The organism is Actinomycetospora termitidis (assembly GCF_030286555.1).
GTDB lineage: Bacteria > Actinomycetota > Actinomycetes > Mycobacteriales > Pseudonocardiaceae > Actinomycetospora > Actinomycetospora termitidis.
This window is the reverse complement of sequence record NZ_JASVWF010000008.1, coordinates 228,907-244,393: the sequence shown is the minus strand read 5'-3', so window position 1 is coordinate 244,393 and position 15,487 is coordinate 228,907. Positions and strand designations below refer to the sequence as shown.

13 protein-coding genes are annotated in these 15,487 nt (G+C 73.7%); 8 read left to right on the top strand and 5 right to left on the bottom strand.

The window, feature by feature from the left end:
* Nucleotides 1–5 precede the first annotated feature (5 nt).
* Together ilvD and QRT03_RS28085 are read right to left on the bottom strand one after the other, a co-directional pair.
* Complete coding sequence (ilvD, locus tag QRT03_RS28090; RefSeq protein WP_286056462.1) at nt 6–1,706, bottom strand: dihydroxy-acid dehydratase; 1,701 nt, start codon at nt 1,704–1,706, stop codon at nt 6–8.
* Nucleotides 1,707–1,723: 17 nt separating this feature from the next.
* Entirely contained in the window at nt 1,724–2,434 is a 711-nt protein-coding gene (locus QRT03_RS28085; protein ID WP_286056461.1) for a DUF1990 family protein, read from the bottom strand.
* 198 nt (nt 2,435–2,632) lie between these two features.
* Here QRT03_RS28085 and QRT03_RS28080 point away from each other — a divergent pair, with 198 nt between their 5' ends.
* Together QRT03_RS28080 and QRT03_RS28075 are read left to right on the top strand one after the other, a co-directional pair.
* Nucleotides 2,633–3,910, top strand: a complete 1,278-nt coding sequence (locus QRT03_RS28080; protein ID WP_286056540.1) for an ammonium transporter — start codon at nt 2,633–2,635, stop codon at nt 3,908–3,910.
* A gap of 77 nt (nt 3,911–3,987) precedes the next feature.
* Complete coding sequence (locus tag QRT03_RS28075) at nt 3,988–5,733, top strand: [protein-PII] uridylyltransferase family protein (RefSeq protein ID WP_286056460.1); 1,746 nt, start codon at nt 3,988–3,990, stop codon at nt 5,731–5,733.
* A gap of 4 nt (nt 5,734–5,737) precedes the next feature.
* Here the strand turns inward: QRT03_RS28075 and QRT03_RS28070 are convergent, their stop codons facing one another.
* Nucleotides 5,738–6,442 (bottom strand): hypothetical protein, encoded by a 705-nt coding sequence (locus QRT03_RS28070; RefSeq protein WP_286056459.1) that lies wholly within the window; start codon nt 6,440–6,442, stop codon nt 5,738–5,740.
* A 139-nt stretch (nt 6,443–6,581) separates the two neighbouring features.
* On the opposite strand from QRT03_RS28070, the gene QRT03_RS28065 reads away from it, so the two are divergent.
* The 4 genes from QRT03_RS28065 to QRT03_RS28050 all read left to right on the top strand — a co-directional run bounded on the left by QRT03_RS28065 (nt 6,582) and on the right by QRT03_RS28050 (nt 11,976).
* On the top strand, nt 6,582–7,433 hold the full coding sequence (locus tag QRT03_RS28065; protein ID WP_286056458.1) for a 3-keto-5-aminohexanoate cleavage protein: 852 nt from the start codon (nt 6,582–6,584) through the stop codon (nt 7,431–7,433).
* 315 nt (nt 7,434–7,748) lie between these two features.
* Nucleotides 7,749–8,747, top strand: coding sequence for a chemotaxis protein CheB (locus tag QRT03_RS28060; protein ID WP_286056457.1), 999 nt, complete (start codon nt 7,749–7,751; stop codon nt 8,745–8,747).
* Nucleotides 8,744–10,675: a CheR family methyltransferase gene (locus QRT03_RS28055; RefSeq protein ID WP_286056456.1), complete on the top strand. Its 1,932-nt coding sequence runs from the start codon at nt 8,744–8,746 to the stop codon at nt 10,673–10,675. The genes QRT03_RS28060 and QRT03_RS28055 overlap by 4 nt, the downstream gene beginning before the upstream one ends.
* A gap of 50 nt (nt 10,676–10,725) precedes the next feature.
* Nucleotides 10,726–11,976 carry a helix-turn-helix transcriptional regulator gene (locus QRT03_RS28050; protein WP_286056455.1) on the top strand — a complete coding sequence of 417 codons (1,251 nt, stop codon included), beginning with the start codon at nt 10,726–10,728 and terminating at the stop codon, nt 11,974–11,976.
* 34 nt (nt 11,977–12,010) lie between these two features.
* Here QRT03_RS28050 and QRT03_RS28045 read toward each other — a convergent pair whose 3' ends face one another.
* The gene (locus tag QRT03_RS28045) at nt 12,011–12,988 is read right to left on the bottom strand and encodes an ANTAR domain-containing protein (protein ID WP_286056454.1); all 978 of its coding nucleotides are present in this window, start codon (nt 12,986–12,988) and stop codon (nt 12,011–12,013) included.
* 240 nt (nt 12,989–13,228) lie between these two features.
* Here QRT03_RS28045 and QRT03_RS28040 point away from each other — a divergent pair, with 240 nt between their 5' ends.
* Together QRT03_RS28040 and QRT03_RS28035 are read left to right on the top strand one after the other, a co-directional pair.
* Nucleotides 13,229–14,185: a manganese catalase family protein gene (locus QRT03_RS28040; protein ID WP_286056453.1), complete on the top strand. Its 957-nt coding sequence runs from the start codon at nt 13,229–13,231 to the stop codon at nt 14,183–14,185.
* A 101-nt stretch (nt 14,186–14,286) separates the two neighbouring features.
* The gene (locus QRT03_RS28035) at nt 14,287–14,808 is read left to right on the top strand and encodes a helix-turn-helix domain-containing protein (protein WP_286056452.1); all 522 of its coding nucleotides are present in this window, start codon (nt 14,287–14,289) and stop codon (nt 14,806–14,808) included.
* Here the strand turns inward: QRT03_RS28035 and QRT03_RS28030 are convergent, their stop codons facing one another.
* A complete protein-coding gene (locus QRT03_RS28030; RefSeq protein WP_286056451.1) occupies nt 14,809–15,423 on the bottom strand; it encodes a TetR/AcrR family transcriptional regulator in 615 nt (204 codons plus the stop codon).
* Nucleotides 15,424–15,487: the final 64 nt, after the last annotated feature.

The following is a 15,487-nucleotide window of genomic DNA, read 5'->3' as shown; positions in this document are numbered from 1 at the left end:
CGCCGTCAGTCGAACCCCACCACCGCACCCTCCGCGGCGGAGCCGACCAGGCGCGAGTACTTGCCCAGCACGCCGGTGCGGTGCTTCGGCGGGGGAGTGGTCCACCCCTCGCGGCGGGACGCCAGCTCGTCGTCGTCGACCAGCAGGTCCAACGTCCGCGCGGCGAGGTCGAGGCGGATGCGGTCGCCGTCGCGGACGAAGGCGATCGGCCCGCCGTGGTCGGCCTCGGGCGCCACGTGGCCGACGCACAGCCCCGTCGTGCCGCCGGAGAAGCGGCCGTCCGTCAGCAGCAGCACGTCCTTGCCGAGGCCCGCGCCCTTGATCGCGCCGGTGACGGCGAGCATCTCGCGCATGCCCGGGCCACCCCGCGGACCCTCCTGGCGGATCACCACCACGTCGCCGGGCTGGAGCGTGTTCCCGGAGACCGCCTCCATCGCCCCCGCCTCGCCGTCGAACACGCGAGCGGTCCCCTCGAAGGCGGCCGAGTCGAAGCCCGCCGACTTCACCACCGCGCCGTCGGGCGCCAGCGAGCCGCGCAGGATCGTCAGGCCGCCGGTCGGGTGGATCGGGTCGGTCAGCGGTCGCAGGATCTCCCCGTCCAGGCCCGCGGGCGCCAGGTCCTCGAGGTTCTCCGCCACCGTCTGACCGGTCACGGTCAGGCAGTCCCCGTGGATCAGCCCGGCGTCCAGCAGCGCCTTCATGACGACGGGGACGCCGCCGACCCGGTCGACCGTGTTCATCATCCAGCGGCCGAACGGCTTCACGTCGGCGAGGTGCGGGACCCGGTCCCCGATCCGGTTGAAGTCGTCGAGCGTCAGCGGCACCTCGGCCTCGCGGGCGATCGCGAGCAGGTGCAGCACCGCGTTCGTCGAGCCGCCGAACGCCATCACCACGGCGATCGCGTTCTCCAGCGACTCCCGCGTGATGATGTCGCGGGCGGTGTGCCCGCGCTGGAGCATCCCGACGACGGCCTCGCCCGAGGCGCGGGCGAACCCGTCGCGCCGCCGGTCGGCCGAGGGCGGCGAGGCGGAACCGGGCAGCGACATGCCCATCGCCTCGGCGGCGGACGCCATCGTGTTGGCGGTGTACATCCCACCGCAGGCGCCCTCCCCGGGGCAGATGGCGCGCTCGATCTCGTCGACCTTCTCCCGCGTGATCAGCCCGCGGGCGCAGGCGCCGACGGCCTCGAAGGCGTCGATGATCGACACCTCCTTGCCGTCGACGTGCCCGGGCATGATCGAGCCCGCGTAGATGAACACCGACGCGAGGTCGAGCCGCGCGGCGGCCATGAGCATCCCGGGCAGCGACTTGTCGCAGCCGGCGAGCAGGATCGTCCCGTCGAGCCGCTCGGCCTGGACGACGGTCTCCACGGAGTCCGCGATGATCTCGCGTGAGACCAGCGAGTAGTGCATCCCCTCGTGTCCCATGGAGATGCCGTCGGAGACCGAGATCGTCCCGAACTCCATGGGGAAGCCGCCGGCGGCGTGCACGCCCTGCTTCGAGGCGTCCGCGAGCCGGTCGAGCGAGAGGTTGCACGGGGTGATCTCGTTCCACGACGAGGCCACGCCGATCTGCGGCTTGGTGAAGTCGTCGTCGGTCATCCCGACCGCGCGCAGCATCCCGCGTGCCGCCGCACGCTCCAGGCCGTCGGTGACGTCGCGGCTGCGGGGCTTGACGTCGTGCTCGGTGGTGGTGGCCTCCGTCATGCCCGCGACGGTAGCCCTCAGCGGCCGTCCGAGGCGCGTACCCGTCGGGTGTGCGCGTAGACGTGCCCGTGCGGACGCCCCCCGGCCAGCTTCGCCGCCGCGAGGCACGCCCGGACCCACATGAACAGCTGCATCTCCTTGGCCACCCGCAGGTGGGTGAAGAGCAGGTCCAGCAGCGGGGACGCGGGCCGGGCCCAGGTCTCGATGGTGAACCGCAGTCCGTCGGCCTCGTCGTCCGCCCGGAACTCGATCTGCCCGGCCTCGAGGTGCCCGGCCAGCGTCGTCAGCCGCAGGTGGGTGTCGTCGCTGGAGATGACGCGCACCGGCCCGTCCCACGGCCCCGGCATCCGCACGACGAACTCGTCCCCGGGCTTCGGTGGCGTGCCGTCGCCGTGCGGGGTGACCGCCGCGACCTCCTTCGGCAGGAGCTTCTCCAGGTCGCCCCGGACCTGCGTCATGAGCCCGGTCGCGTCGGCGGTGGCGCCGTCGATCAGCACCGTGAAGCGGCGGTGGAAGAGCGGTCCGCGGCCGTGCTGCTGGTGCTGCACGCGGGGGTCGGTGAGGTCCGCGGGCACGGTGGCGGGCAGGTCCGCGTCGTCCCCGGGCTCCTCGGACCGCACGATGAGCTGCCGGTCGCGCAGGTAGCTGACGGTCATCAGCCCCATGCCCGCCGCCCAGCGCAGGACGCGGCTCGGGCCGCTGAGGCTGTCGGGGTGGATCGGTGGCACGGCCTCCTTCTTCCCGACGGCGGGTGGGGGCGACACCTCGTGTCACGAGGACGTCATCCCACCGGGCGGTACGTAACGCTCCCGACCCACACGAGGTGTTCGCTTGAAACGTCCTCACACGATCGTTCCGGCCGCAATGTCCGGTTGAGTGAAAGGAAGCCGCCGGTCGTGGAACTCGACAGCGGAACGATCGCCTGGATGCTGACCAGCTCGGCGCTGGTCCTCCTCATGACGCCGGGCCTGGCGCTGTTCTACGGCGGCCAGGCCCACTCGAAGAGCGTCCTCAACATGATGATGATGGTCTTCTCGACGTTCGCCACGGTCGGCGTCCTGTGGGTGATCGTCGGCTACTCGCTGGCCTTCGGCGACAACACCGTCGGCGGCTGGTTCGGCAACCCCGCGCAGTACTTCATGCTCTCGAGCCTGCTCGCCGAGACCGTGCAGACCGACGGGCTGCCCGACCTCGCGTTCGCCGCCTTCCAGGGGATGTTCGCGATCATCACGGTCGGCCTGATCGCGGGTGCGGTGGCCAACCGGATGAAGTTCAACTCCTGGATGGTCTTCTCGCTCATCTGGGCGCTGCTGGTCTACTTCCCGATCGCCCACTGGGTCTTCGACCTCGACGCCGGCTGGATCGCCAGCGGCATCGCCGCGGTCGACTTCGCCGGTGGCACCGCGGTCCACATCAACGCCGGCATGGCCGCCCTCGTCCTCGCCCTCATCCTGGGCAAGCGCCGGGGCTGGCCGAACGACGCGGCGCGCCCGCACAACCTCACGATGGTCATGCTCGGCGCCGGGCTGCTGTGGTTCGGCTGGTTCGGGTTCAACGCCGGCTCGGCCGCGGTCGCGAACTTCTCCGCCACCTACGCGTTCATGAACACCGTCGTCGCGACCTGCACCGCGATCTGCGGCTGGCTGATCATCGAGCAGATTCGCGACGGCAAGCCCACCTCGCTGGGTGCGGCCTCGGGCATCGTCGCGGGCCTGGTCGCGATCACCCCGGCCTGTGCCGCGGTGACGCCGCTGGGCGCCATGGCGATCGGCTTCATCTCCGGCCTCGCCTGCGCGTTCGGCGTCGGCCTGAAGTACCGCTTCGGCTTCGACGACGCGTTCGACGTGGTCGGCGTCCACCTCGTCGGTGGTCTCGTCGGCACGCTGCTCATCGGCTTCTTCGCCTGGGACGGCTCGCCGGCCGGCGCCGGCGGCGTCTTCTACGGCGGGGGCTGGGGCCAGCTCGGCATCCAGGCGATCGCCGCACTCGCGGTGATGGTCTACTGCGGCGTCCTCACCGCGATCATCGCGCTGGTGGTCAAGGCGACCATGGGCCTGCGGATCGAGTCCGAGGCCGAGGCCGTCGGGATCGACGAGACCGAGCACGCCGAGTCGGGCTACGACTACTCGGGCTTCTCGGCGGGCTCGTCGAACGGCGTCGGTGCACCCGAGCCGGTCGCGGTCGCGACGACGACGGACCGCTGACACCCGCCCGGACCCGCCGTCACGACGAGGCGGGTCCGGTGCCGGTCCGGCCGGACGCCACGAGACGAGAGGTCCGGATGCTCGGCTCCGGCCCCGGGGACCCGAGGAGGTCCCGTCCCACCACGTCCACGACGAGCACCGACCACGCGACCGACCTGCTCCGGGCGCGTGCCGCTCTGATCACCCCACCCGTGGGTGCCCGCCGGCTCGGGCCCGGAGCGCTGCGGGGAGCGCTCGTCGACCTGCACGACCTCTGGCTCTCGACCCGGGTGGCCGCCTCCGGCGCCGCCCGCGGCACCGCGCTCGTCGCGGTCGGCTCCCTCGCCCGCCGGGAGCTCGCCCCGTACTCGGGCCTGGATCTGCTGCTCGTGCACGACGGTGCCCGGCCCGACCGGGCGGCCGCCCTCGCGGAGGCCCTGGGACCGCCGTTGCAGGCGGCCGGGCTCGCGGCGCAGCCGCCGGTCCGCACCGTCGGCGAGGCCGTGGAGACCTCGCTCGACGACGTCCGGATCGCCCTCGCCCTGCTCGGTGCCCGGATGATCGCCGGGGACCCGGAACCCGCCGACCGCCTGGGTGCCGCGGCGCGTCGGGCGTGGCGGGCCGGGTGGCGCACCCGCGTCGACGACCTCGTCGAGCTCACCCAGGCCCGGTGGAGGCGCGCCGACGACGTGGCCCACCGTCTCGAGCCGGAGCTCCGGGACGGGCGCGGCGGCCTGCGCGACGTCGAACTCCTCGACGCCCTCGCCGTGGCAGGGACCGTCGACGCACCGTCCGCCGACGTCCGGGCGGCCCGGACGCTCCTGCTCGACCTGCGGACCGAACTCCACCGCCGGGCGGGGCGGGCCCGCGACGTCCTGCTCGCCGAGGACGCCCGCGACCTCGTCGACGCGGGCTCCGACCACCACGCACTCGCACGGTCGGTGTCGGGCGCGGCCCGGGCGGTGACGGCCGCGACCGACGCGGCCCTGCGCCGGGCGCGCCCCGCGGTCGCGCCCCGCACCCCGCCGCGCCACGCCCTCGGGGAGGGCGTCGTCGAGCACGCCGGGGAGGTGACACCGGCCCGCCGGGCCTCCGTCGCCCGCGACCCCGTCCTCGTCCTGCGCCTGGCCACGGCCGCGGCCCGTACCGGACTCCCCATCGCCCCCCAGGCCCTGCGGCGTCTCGCGGACGCCGCGCCCGAGCTGCGGGCGCCCTGGCCGGACTCGGCCCGGACCGAGCTGTTCGCCCTGCTCGGGGCCGGTGACGGCCTGGTCGCCGTGGTCGAGGCGCTCGACCGTGCCGGCCTGTGGGGCCGGCTGTTCCCGGAGTGGGGCGTGGTGCGGGACCTGCCGCCCGGGGACGCCCGCCACGTCTGGACGGTGGACCGCCACCTGGTCGAGGTGACCCGGCACGCCGCCGCGCTGGCCTCGCGCGTGTCCCGACCGGACCTGCTGCTGCTCGCCGCGCTCGTCCACGACCTGGGCCGGGGGCGGGACGACGACCCCCTCGTCGTCGGGGCCGTGCTCGCCGGTCACATCGGACGGCGCCTCGGGCTGTCCGCGGCGGACACCGGGACCCTGGAGCGGGCGGTCCGCCACCACCGGCTGCTCCCACGGACCGTCCGGAGGCACGATCCCGGGGACCCGGCGACGGTGCGGCAGGTCGTGGCCGTGCTCGAGGGCGACTCCGTCCTGCTCGAGATCCTCCACGCCCTCGCCGAGGCCGACGCGCTCGGAACCGGCCCCGGGGTGTGGACGCCGTGGTCGGCGGCGCTGCTCGGAGAGCTGGTCGGCCGCTGCCGCGCCGCGATGGTCGACGGCGTGCCGAGCCCCGCCGTGTCCTGACGGGTCAGCCGCCGTCGGCGCCGAAGAGCAGGGCGTCGTCCGTCCGCCGCCGACGGCCCGCACCGCGCCGGCCGAGCGGGGCCCGCCGTCCGAGCCGGTCGCCGAGCAGCGCGAGCTCCTCCGGCGTGGCCACCTCGAGCACCCGGGCGGCCGCCGCCTTCCGGTCCGGGAGGCGGCGGCGCGCCTCCTCGAGGACCTCGACCCATTCCGCCCGGGGGACCGCGGTCGTCACGACCGTGACGAGGAGGTCGTCGGTGGCGTCGAAGAACCCGCCGAGCCCGTCACGCACGGCGTCCCAGGCCCGGGCGAGCGAGCCGGTGTCCCGGTGGTCGGTCGCGGTGGCGAGCGCCGCGGGACGCGCGGTGAGGTTCCGGACGACGGTGCGCGACGCTCGGCGGGCCTCGTCGAAGACCCCGCGCAGCTCGACGTGCCGTGCGTCGGGCGCCACCGCGGCGACCGCCTCGGGCGCGTGCCGCTCGAGCGTCGGCCACAGCAGCACCGATTCGAAGGCCTGGTTGCCGACCAGTTCGTCGCAGAGCTGCTCGGTGACGGTCGAGAACACCGTGAGCCGGCGCGGGTCCAGCTGGTGGGTGCCGGCGAGCAGCCCCCCGGCGAGGTCGGCGACCCGACCGACGTCGCGGCGCAGCACCCGGCGCGCGAGCCGGAGGGTGATCAGGTCCTCGGGTGACGTCGGGACGTCCGGCGACATGACCGCCATGCTTCCGTGCCACCCGCCCGAAGGCCACGCCGAACCGGATCGCGGAATGCCCCGGGGCGCCGCGCTTTCGTGTATCCGGAGAGGTGTCACCCGCTGCGGGCGTCTGCACATGCGTCGCGGTGGTGCCACGATGGGGCATACACCGGACGTCACGGACCGTCGGGAGCCGATCGTGCTGCAGTGCTGCCCCAACGGGTCACGCCCCGGTGGCGTGACCCCGGCGCTGCCGAACACGCCCGAGACCCTCGCTCGGGACGCGTCCGCGGTCGCCGCCCTCGGGGTGCGCAGCTTCCACGTGCACCCGCGGGACGAGCAGGGCCGGGAGAGCCTGGAGACCCGGGTCGTCGCGGACACCGTCCGTGCGATCCGGCAGGCCGCGCCGGCGATGGAGATCGGCATCCCCCTCGCACGGTGGGTGGAGCCCAACGCGTTCCGCCGCACCGAGCTGGTGCAGGAGTGGGCGCGCCTGCCCCGGGACGCCCGCCCGGACGTCGTCGCGGTCAGCGTGCACGAGCGCGGCTGGGAGACGGTGTGCGAGGCGGTGGCCTCGGTCGGGCTGGGCATCGAGCTCGGGGTCTGGACGACGGTGGACGCGGTCCAGCTGCGGGTGGTCGGCGTCCCGGTGAACACGGTGCGGGTCGCGGTCGAGGTGACCGTGACCGACCCCGACACCGCCGTCGTCGAGGCGGTCCGCATGCTGCGCGAGCTGCGGCCGATGGACGTCCCGGTCCTGCTGCACGGCGAGGAGGACGGGGCCTGGCCGGTCCTCGAGTACGCCCGGCGCCAGGGGCTGGACACGCGGATCGGCTTCGAGGACACCCTCACCGGCCCCGACGGGGTGTGGTCGGCCACCGGCAACGAGGAACTCGTCCGCTTCGCGCTCGGCGCGGCCGTCGCCCCGCAGTTCGAGCCCCGGCGCCGGCGTCGGCGGGGACTCCTCGCGAGCCTCTTCGGCGGGTCCCGGGCCGGCCATCGAGGCTGACACCGCCCTCCGAGCGCCGGCGACGGAGCTCCTGGGCAGCGTGTCGCTCTCCCGGCACGAGCCGGCCGACCCGGGCGTGACGTCTCTCGTGATCCGGAGCATCATGCTCGGCATCCGTCCGGCGATCCGGTTCTCGCGTCGGTCCGGCTGCGTCGCCTCGCGCCATGCCGCACGAGGTGGCCCGCGACCTCTGAACAGATGGTACGACTGGGGGCGGGTTGACCTCCTCCAGCCCGGTCGACGGCCCGACGCCGTCCGAGTGCGGCTGGAGGCCTCGTGTTCCTGAACCCCCTCTCGACCCCGGAGCGCTGACCCGTGGACGACCACGGGACACGGGTCGTCGGGATCGGCGCCTCCGCCGGGGGCGTCGAGGCCCTGAGCGCCGTCCTGGCCGGGTTGACGCGCGACTTCACGGCCACCGTGCTGGTCGTGCTCCACCAGGCCGACACCGCGCCGGGACGGCTCGCGGACCTGCTCGACCGTCGCTGTGCGCTGCCGGTCGTGCCCGCGCGGGACGGCGAGCCGGTGGAGTCCGGCCGGGTCCACGTCGCCGTCCCCGGCCACCACCTGCTCGTCGAGAAGGGCGTCCAACGGGTCTCGCGCGGGCCGCGTGAGAACGGGCATCGCCCCGCCATCGACCCGCTGTTCCGGTCGCTCGCGCTGTACGAGCGCTCGGCCGCGGTCGGGGTGGTCCTGTCCGGCATGCTCGACGACGGCTCGGCGGGGCTCCTGGACCTCGTGCGCCACGGCGGGACGGCGGTCGTCCAGGACCCCGACGACGCCATCTACCCGGGCATGCCCGAGGCCGCGCTGCGCCAGGTCCCCGGGGCCCTCGTCCGACCGGGCGCGGACCTCGGGCCCCTGCTCGCGGCGCTGGCCACCCGGCCGGCCCTCGCCACCCGGCGACGAGGCGGCGAACGGCTGGGGTTCGAGGTGGACGTGGCGCGCGGGGAACGCCTCGCCGAGTCCGAGCCTCCCGGACCGGCGGCGGGGCTGTCGTGCCCGGACTGCGACGGACCGCTCTACGACGTGGGTGACCCACACGTGCTGCGCTACCGGTGCCGGATCGGCCACGCCTGGTCGCAGGACAGTCTCCGGGCGGGGCAGGACACCCGGGCGGAGCGGGCCCTGGACACCGCGCTGCGGGCCCTGGAGGAGAAGGCGGCCCTGCACCACCGGATCGCCCGTCATGCGGACGGTCGGGGTTCCTCGCGCACCGCGGAGCGGGCGCGGCAGACTGCTCGCGACGCGCTGGCCGCGGCGGCCGTCGTCCGTGACCTGATCCCGAGCCCGCAGGGGGGCGAGCCACCGTGACCGACGACGAGGCCCGCAGGGACGGGACGGAAGAGGCCGAGGAACGGGAGGCCTGGGCAGCCGTCGGGGCGGTACCGCTCGATCCCGCGCAGGAGGCGGAGTTCGAGAGCCTCCTGGTCTTCCTCAAGGAGAGCCGCGGCTTCGACTTCACCGGCTACAAGCGGTCGAGCATTCAGCGCCGGGTCGCCCGCCGGATGCAGCAGGTGGAGGCGGTGTCGTTCTCGGAGTACCTCGACCGGCTCCAGGTGGACACCGCCGAGTTCACCCAGCTCTTCAACACCGTGCTGATCAACGTCACCGGATTCCTGCGCGACGCCGAGGCATGGCGCGAGCTCTCCGACCAGATCGTCCCGCAGCTCCTCGCGCCCAAGGCCCGCGGCGACGCGATCCGGGTCTGGTCGGCCGGCTGCGCGAGCGGCGAGGAGGCGTACGGCCTCGCGATGGTGTTCGCCGAGGCGCTCGGGATCGAGGAGTTCCGGGCCCGGGTGAAGGTCTACGCCACCGACGTCGACGAGGACGCCCTCACGACGGCCCGCCAGGCGACGTACTCCGAGAAGGAGCTGCAGTCGCTCCCGTCGGGCTGGCGGGAGCGGTACTTCGAACGGTCCGGCTCGCGGTGGACCTTCCGCAGCGACCTGCGCCGGTGCGTGATCTTCGGCCGCAACGACCTCGTGCAGGACGCACCCATCGGCCGCATCGACCTGCTCGTGTGCCGGAACACGTTGATGTACCTCAACGCGGAGACCCAGGCCCAGGTGCTGCGCCGGTTCCACTTCGCGCTCAACGCCACCGGCGTGCTGTTCCTCGGCAAGGCCGAGATGCTCCTCAGCCACGGACGACTCTTCCTGCCCGTCGACGTCAAGCGCCGGTTCTTCCGCAAGGCCGACCAGGTCGAGCCCGGGCCCCGGAGCGCCTCGACGCTCGGTCGGTCCCCGTCGACGGCCCTGCGAGCCGAGGGGTGGCTCGAGGACGAGGCGCTCCTGTCCAGCCCCCTGGCGACCGTCCTCGTCACCGCCGACGAGGTCGTCGCGAAGGCCAACCGCCGTGCGGAGGTGCAACTCGGCACCACCCCGCGCGAGGTGGGCCGTCGCTTCAGCGAGCTCGAGATCTGCCACCGGATCGCCGGGTTGCGCTCCTCGTACGAGGACGTCCGCCGCAACCGCACCGCGCTGTGGCAGCACGAGGCGGAGTTCGCGCGGTCGTCGTCGGAGACCCTGTTCTTCGACATCCAGATCGTGCCGCTGCCCGGCGAGGCGGACGAGGGACCGGCGGTGGCGCTGTTCTTCACCGACGTCACCCGCTATCGCCGGATGACCGGCGAGCTCCAGACGGCCCACCGCCAGGTGGAGACCGCCTACGAGGAGCTGCAGTCCACGGTCGAGGAGCTGGAGACGACGAACGAGGAGCTGCAGTCCACCGTCGAGGAGCTGGAGACGACGAACGAGGAGCTGCAGTCCACCGTCGAGGAGCTGGAGACGACGAACGAGGAACTCCAGTCCACCAACGACGAGCTGCAGTCGATGAACGACGAGCTCCGTGATCGGACCTCCCAGCTCGATCGCGCCAACGACTTCCTGGAGTCGGTCCTCGGCAGCATGCGCACCGCGGTCGTCGTCGTGGACAGCGAGCTCATCGTGCAGGCCTGGAACGGGCGGGCGGACGACCTGTGGGGACTGCGCTCCGACGAGGCCGTCGGCCAGCACCTGCTCAACCTCGACATCGGCCTCGCGACGGACCGGGTGCGCCCCCTCGTCCGCGACGTCCTGCACGGGGAGGGCGTGCGCGAGGACCCGTTGCGGATCGAGGCGATCAATCGCCGCGGACGCACGGTGCAGCTCGCGATCGGGGTGTCGCCGTTGTTCGGGCGCCAGGGGCGACCGGACGGCGCGATCATCCTCATGGACCAGCTCGATCCGACCCCGGCCTGACCCGGACCACGGTGAGTGACGAGCGGTCCGACGAGGGGGATGATGTCCCCGTGCGTCACGACGGGATCGACGAGGACCTGGCCGGTCTGATCGAGCTCCTCGACACGATGACGGATCGCCTCGACGCCTTCGGCGAGCTGGCGGGCGAGGACGTCTCCGCCCAGGAGAACCGGACGATCCGACAGGGTCGTGCGCACCTCGCCCGCACGGAGGCGCGCCGGCTCCGGAAGGAGGTCGCCGAGGTCCGTCGTCAGGCCCACGAGGTCGCACGGGTGTCCCGTCGGACACGGCGACCCGCTGCCCCTCCCGTCGTGCCGCCGGGAGAGGGGGACACGGCCGAACTCGCCGCCGTCCACGCCGTCTCGCGGGCGCGTCCGGCCGACGTGACCGCCGCAGAGCGCGCCGACCGGGTCGTGGAGCTGGCACGGCAGGTGGTCCCGGCGGCGACGTGGGTGCGGCTCCTGCTCCCGAGGGACGAGACGCACCCCGCGAGGACCTCGGGCATCGTCGCCCGCGACGCGGCGTCGGTGCTCGACGAGCGAGCTCTCGCGGCGCTCGCCGCGACGGACGGCCCGGTCGAGCTGCCCGCGGACGCCGAGGACCTCCCGGATCTCGCCGCCGCGGCGGACGCGGCGGGACTGCACACGCTGCGCGCCCTCGACCTGGACGAGGGGCGCGGGGCGCTGCTCGTCGGATGGGGCGGGGCCCACGTCGTCGAGGGCACCACCCGGGCGCTGCTCGACCACCTCGTGGCCCATCTCGAGCGAGTCCTCGCCGACGACGACGTCTCCGACACGCTGCCGGACGTCGCGGGGGCCCGCTCCCTGCTCGCCCGTCACCTCGACCTCGCGCCCGACGCCGCCTTCGAGGTCCTCCTGGAGGTCGCGGCCGAGCTCGACGAGCCGGTGCAGGTCACGGCGCGACACCTCGTCGCCGCGCTGGTCCCCCGGCACCCCGGCGCTCGTTCGGAGCCGGAGCCTGCGGCGCTCCGGCGTGCGGTGGACTTCATCGAGGCCCGCGCCGGCGAAGAGGTGACCCTCGACGAGATCGCAACCGCCGCCCGCGTCGGTCCGCGGGCCCTGCAGCTGGCGTTCAACCGGTATCGCGGCGGCTCCCCGATGGGCTACCTGCGCCAGGTGCGCCTCTCACACGCGCACCGCGACCTGTGCGCGGCGGACCCGACCCGGGGCCACACGGTCGCCGGCATCGCCGCGCGCTGGGGCTTCACCAACCCGGGCCGTTTCGCGACGATGTACCGGCAGACCTACGGGGTCTCGCCGAGCCGCACCCTGCGCGCCTGAGCCGCAGCGAACCCGTCGTCCGGACCCGGACGCCTCACTCGCGTCGGGTCTCCTCGACCAGCCACACCGCCACGTCGCGCAGCTTCACGTTCGACGACTGGGACGCCTCGACCAGGCGGTCGAAGGCATCCTCCGGGGAGAGACGGTCACGGGCGACCAGGATGCCCTTGGCCTGCCCGATGACGTCGCGGGTGTCGAGCGCCAGGTTCAGGTCGGCGGCGCGGCGCGCCCCGGCGACCACGAGCGCGGTCTGCTGCGCCAGGAGGGTGGCGACGACGGGCGGGGCACCGTCGAGGGCGTGGGCACCCGGGGCGTGCCAGATGGCGGCGACGTGGGTGTGGTCGCCGTTGCGGTCCTGCCCCGGCCCGGTCAGCCGGATCCCCAGGAGGCTGCGGACGTCGAGGCCCGCCAGGTCACGGGCGAGGTCCGGCCACTGCCGGTCGTGGGGCAGGTCCGGTACCCGTACGTCGGCACCCGCGAGGGCCGCGTGCGTCGGGCCCGTACCGACGGCCCTGTCGCGTGCGACCAGCGCGTCGAGCACCGGGTCGTCCTCGTGGAGGACGACGAGCCGATCCTCGTCGTGCCACACGAGGCCGACGCCTGCAGCGGTCGGCACCGCCGAGCGAGCGGCGAGGAGCAGGTGCCGGTGGACGTCGTCCCGGTCCTCGAGGTGGGCCCCGAGCAGGTGCGCGGAGGCGGTTCGCAGGGGATCCCACCAAGGGCCCGACGTCTCGACGGCTCGCTCGGCCCGGAGGCTTCGCATCGATTCCGCGAGCTCGGTCGCCCGCCGCCGGACGCTCTCCAGCCTCTCCCGCATCTGCCGGGCTCGATCCCGACTCAGTCTCGCCCGTGCCCGGTGCATGGCGGTGGTCTCGGAGGCGATCGAAGCGTGCAGGGTGTCGTCCGCAGGGTCCAGCTCGCCGAGCAGCGGATCGATGCGGTCGAGCAGGTCGAGCACGGCGGCGAGCGCATCCGGCTCCTCGCCGAGCGCGCGCGGTGTCCCCTTCTCCATCGACCAGAAGTAGACCGCTCCGACCCTCTCCGGGCAACCGGTCGTTGCACCGGCCGATCAGTACGGGTCCGACGGCCGCGCCGCGGCCGATCCCGGGCCCGCCGGGAACCGCTGACTCGACCGCCCCGGCGATCCCGCGTTTGGGCGACGGCCTCCGGCGTCCACCCGCCGCCCGTCGTCGACGCCGTCCGAGCCAGGAGACGCGTCGCGCCAATCCTCCCCCGACCGAAGGGGTTCTCTGTGTTCCTCCACGTCCAGCGCATGCTCAACCAGATCGAGGCCGACGAGCCGGATCCCGCGGCCGCGAACGCGCTGCAGGAAGGTCTCGGCGGCCAGTTCGGCGAGATGCGCACGATGATGCAGTACCTGTTCCAGAGCTTCAATTTCCGCGGACCGACGGGCAAGCCGTTCCGCGACCTGCTCTACGGGATCGGCACCGAGGAGATCGGCCACGTCGAGCTCATCGCCTCGACGATCGCGCAGCTGGTCGACGGTTCGCCCCGCTACCAGGGCAACCCGACGTCGCTCGACGAGCCCGGTGCCGGCGGCGCCACGCCGCTCGACCTGGCCCTCTCGGGCGGGAACATCCACCACTGGCTGGTCGGCGCCCAGGGTGCCCTGCCGGTGGACGCCCAGGGCGACCCGTGGACGGGCAAGTATGTCTACGACAGCGGCAACCTGCCGCTGAACCTGCTCTACAACCTCATGCTCGAGTCGACCGGCCGCCTCCAGAAGTGCCGGCTCTACGAGATGACCTCGAACAAGACCGCGCGGTCGACGATCGCGTACCTGATCGTGCGCGACCAGGCCCACGAGAACGGCTACGCCAAGGCGCTCGAGGCCCTCGGCGTGGAGTGGAACAAGCTCCTGCCGATCCCGAAGACGAACGCCGAGCAGTTCCCCGAGGTCAAGAAGCTGACCGAACAGGGTCTGCAGTCCAAGCAGTACACCTTCAGCCTCGACCAGCTCAGCGAGGCCGGGAAGATCATCCGCGGTACCTCGCCGTCGAAGGACGGGACGACGCTGTCCACGGAGCAGGCCCCGGAGGGCATCCCCTTCCCGGGGATCGCCGTGGAGCGTCCGGAGGAGTTCGGTCCGGGGCTCGACCCGGACCTGATGGAGCTGGTGCAGGCCACCGCCGAGCTCGAGATGGAGGCGGAGACCGCCCCGCCGCAGTGGGGTCCGGCGAACGCCTGACCCGATCGCACCGACCCGTCGTCGGGAATCTTCCCGACGGCGGGTCGGGCTCGGCCGTCCGGGCGCTTGGCAGCGCGGGAACCCGGGTTCATCTTGTGAGCGTGCGAGTCGACGCCCGGCGCAACCGCGAGCAGATCGTCGTCGCCGCACGGGAACTGGTGGCCCGCGAGGGCGACGCCGTCCGGATGGACGCGCTCGCCGAGCGAGCCGGTGTCGCCGTCGGCACGCTCTACCGCCACTTCCCGACGAAGGCCGATCTGGTCGGTGCGATGGTCGGCGAGGCGACCCGCGACCTCGCCGTGCGGGCCGAGGTCGCCCGGGAACGGGTGCGGCGCGGGGCGTCCGCCCGACACGAACTCGACGTGCTGATCGCCCCGCTGCCGGCCGGCCACGGCGCCCGCGAGGCGTGGCGCCTGGTCGCGGCCCACGACGCCTCCGGCTCGGCGGCGCGGGCGGTCATGGCGCTGGACGCGCTGGTCGCCGCGGCCCGGGACGCCGGGGAATTCCGCGCCGACGTCGACCTCGACGACCTGCTCCTGCTGCTCGTGCGCGCGCCCGACGAGGACCGCACGAACCGGGAGCGCTACCTCGATCTGGTCACGGACGGACTGCGGCCCCGCTGATCACACCAGCCGCTCGAGCAGGACCCGCGTCCCCGCCCGCAGGTCGTCCAGCGCGTCCGCGTCGCCCGAGAGGTGGCGCAGCAGCGCCTGCCCGAAGAGCCCGTCGAACGCGGCGTACGCGAGTCCGGGCGTGCAGCGCGGCTCGACGCCGACGAGGCCGGCGTAGGCGGTGACGATCCGCCAGATCATGCGCTCCAGGCTCGCGTCGATGTCGGCGACGTCGAGCCGGAAGGACTCCTCGTAGAGCGACTGGGCGCGCAGGTCGTACCAGAGCCGGTGGAGCAGGGCGTCCTGCTCCAGTGTCGCCGCGAGCCCGTCGCCGGCGTCGCGCAGCAGCGTCTCCGGGTCGGTCGCGTGCGCGGCGATCGCGTCGTAGCGCTCGACGCAGGCCGCCTTGTAGCGCCGCACGCAGTCGGTGATCAGCTCGACCTTGTCGCGGAAGTAGTAGTGCAGCACGCCGACGCTGAAGCCGGAGTCCTTCGCGATGTCGCGCAGGCTCGTTCGCGCGTAGCCCTGCGTCGCCAGGGTCTGCAGGGCGGCGTCGGCGAGCTGGCGACGGCGCTCGGAGAACTTGTCCACCTGCCGTCGCGCCAGCCGGTCGTCGGTGCTGGTCACGCCGGGCAGCCTAACCCGCCCGTCTGGACACTCGTCCGAGGAATTCTTGACGCTCGTCCAAGAA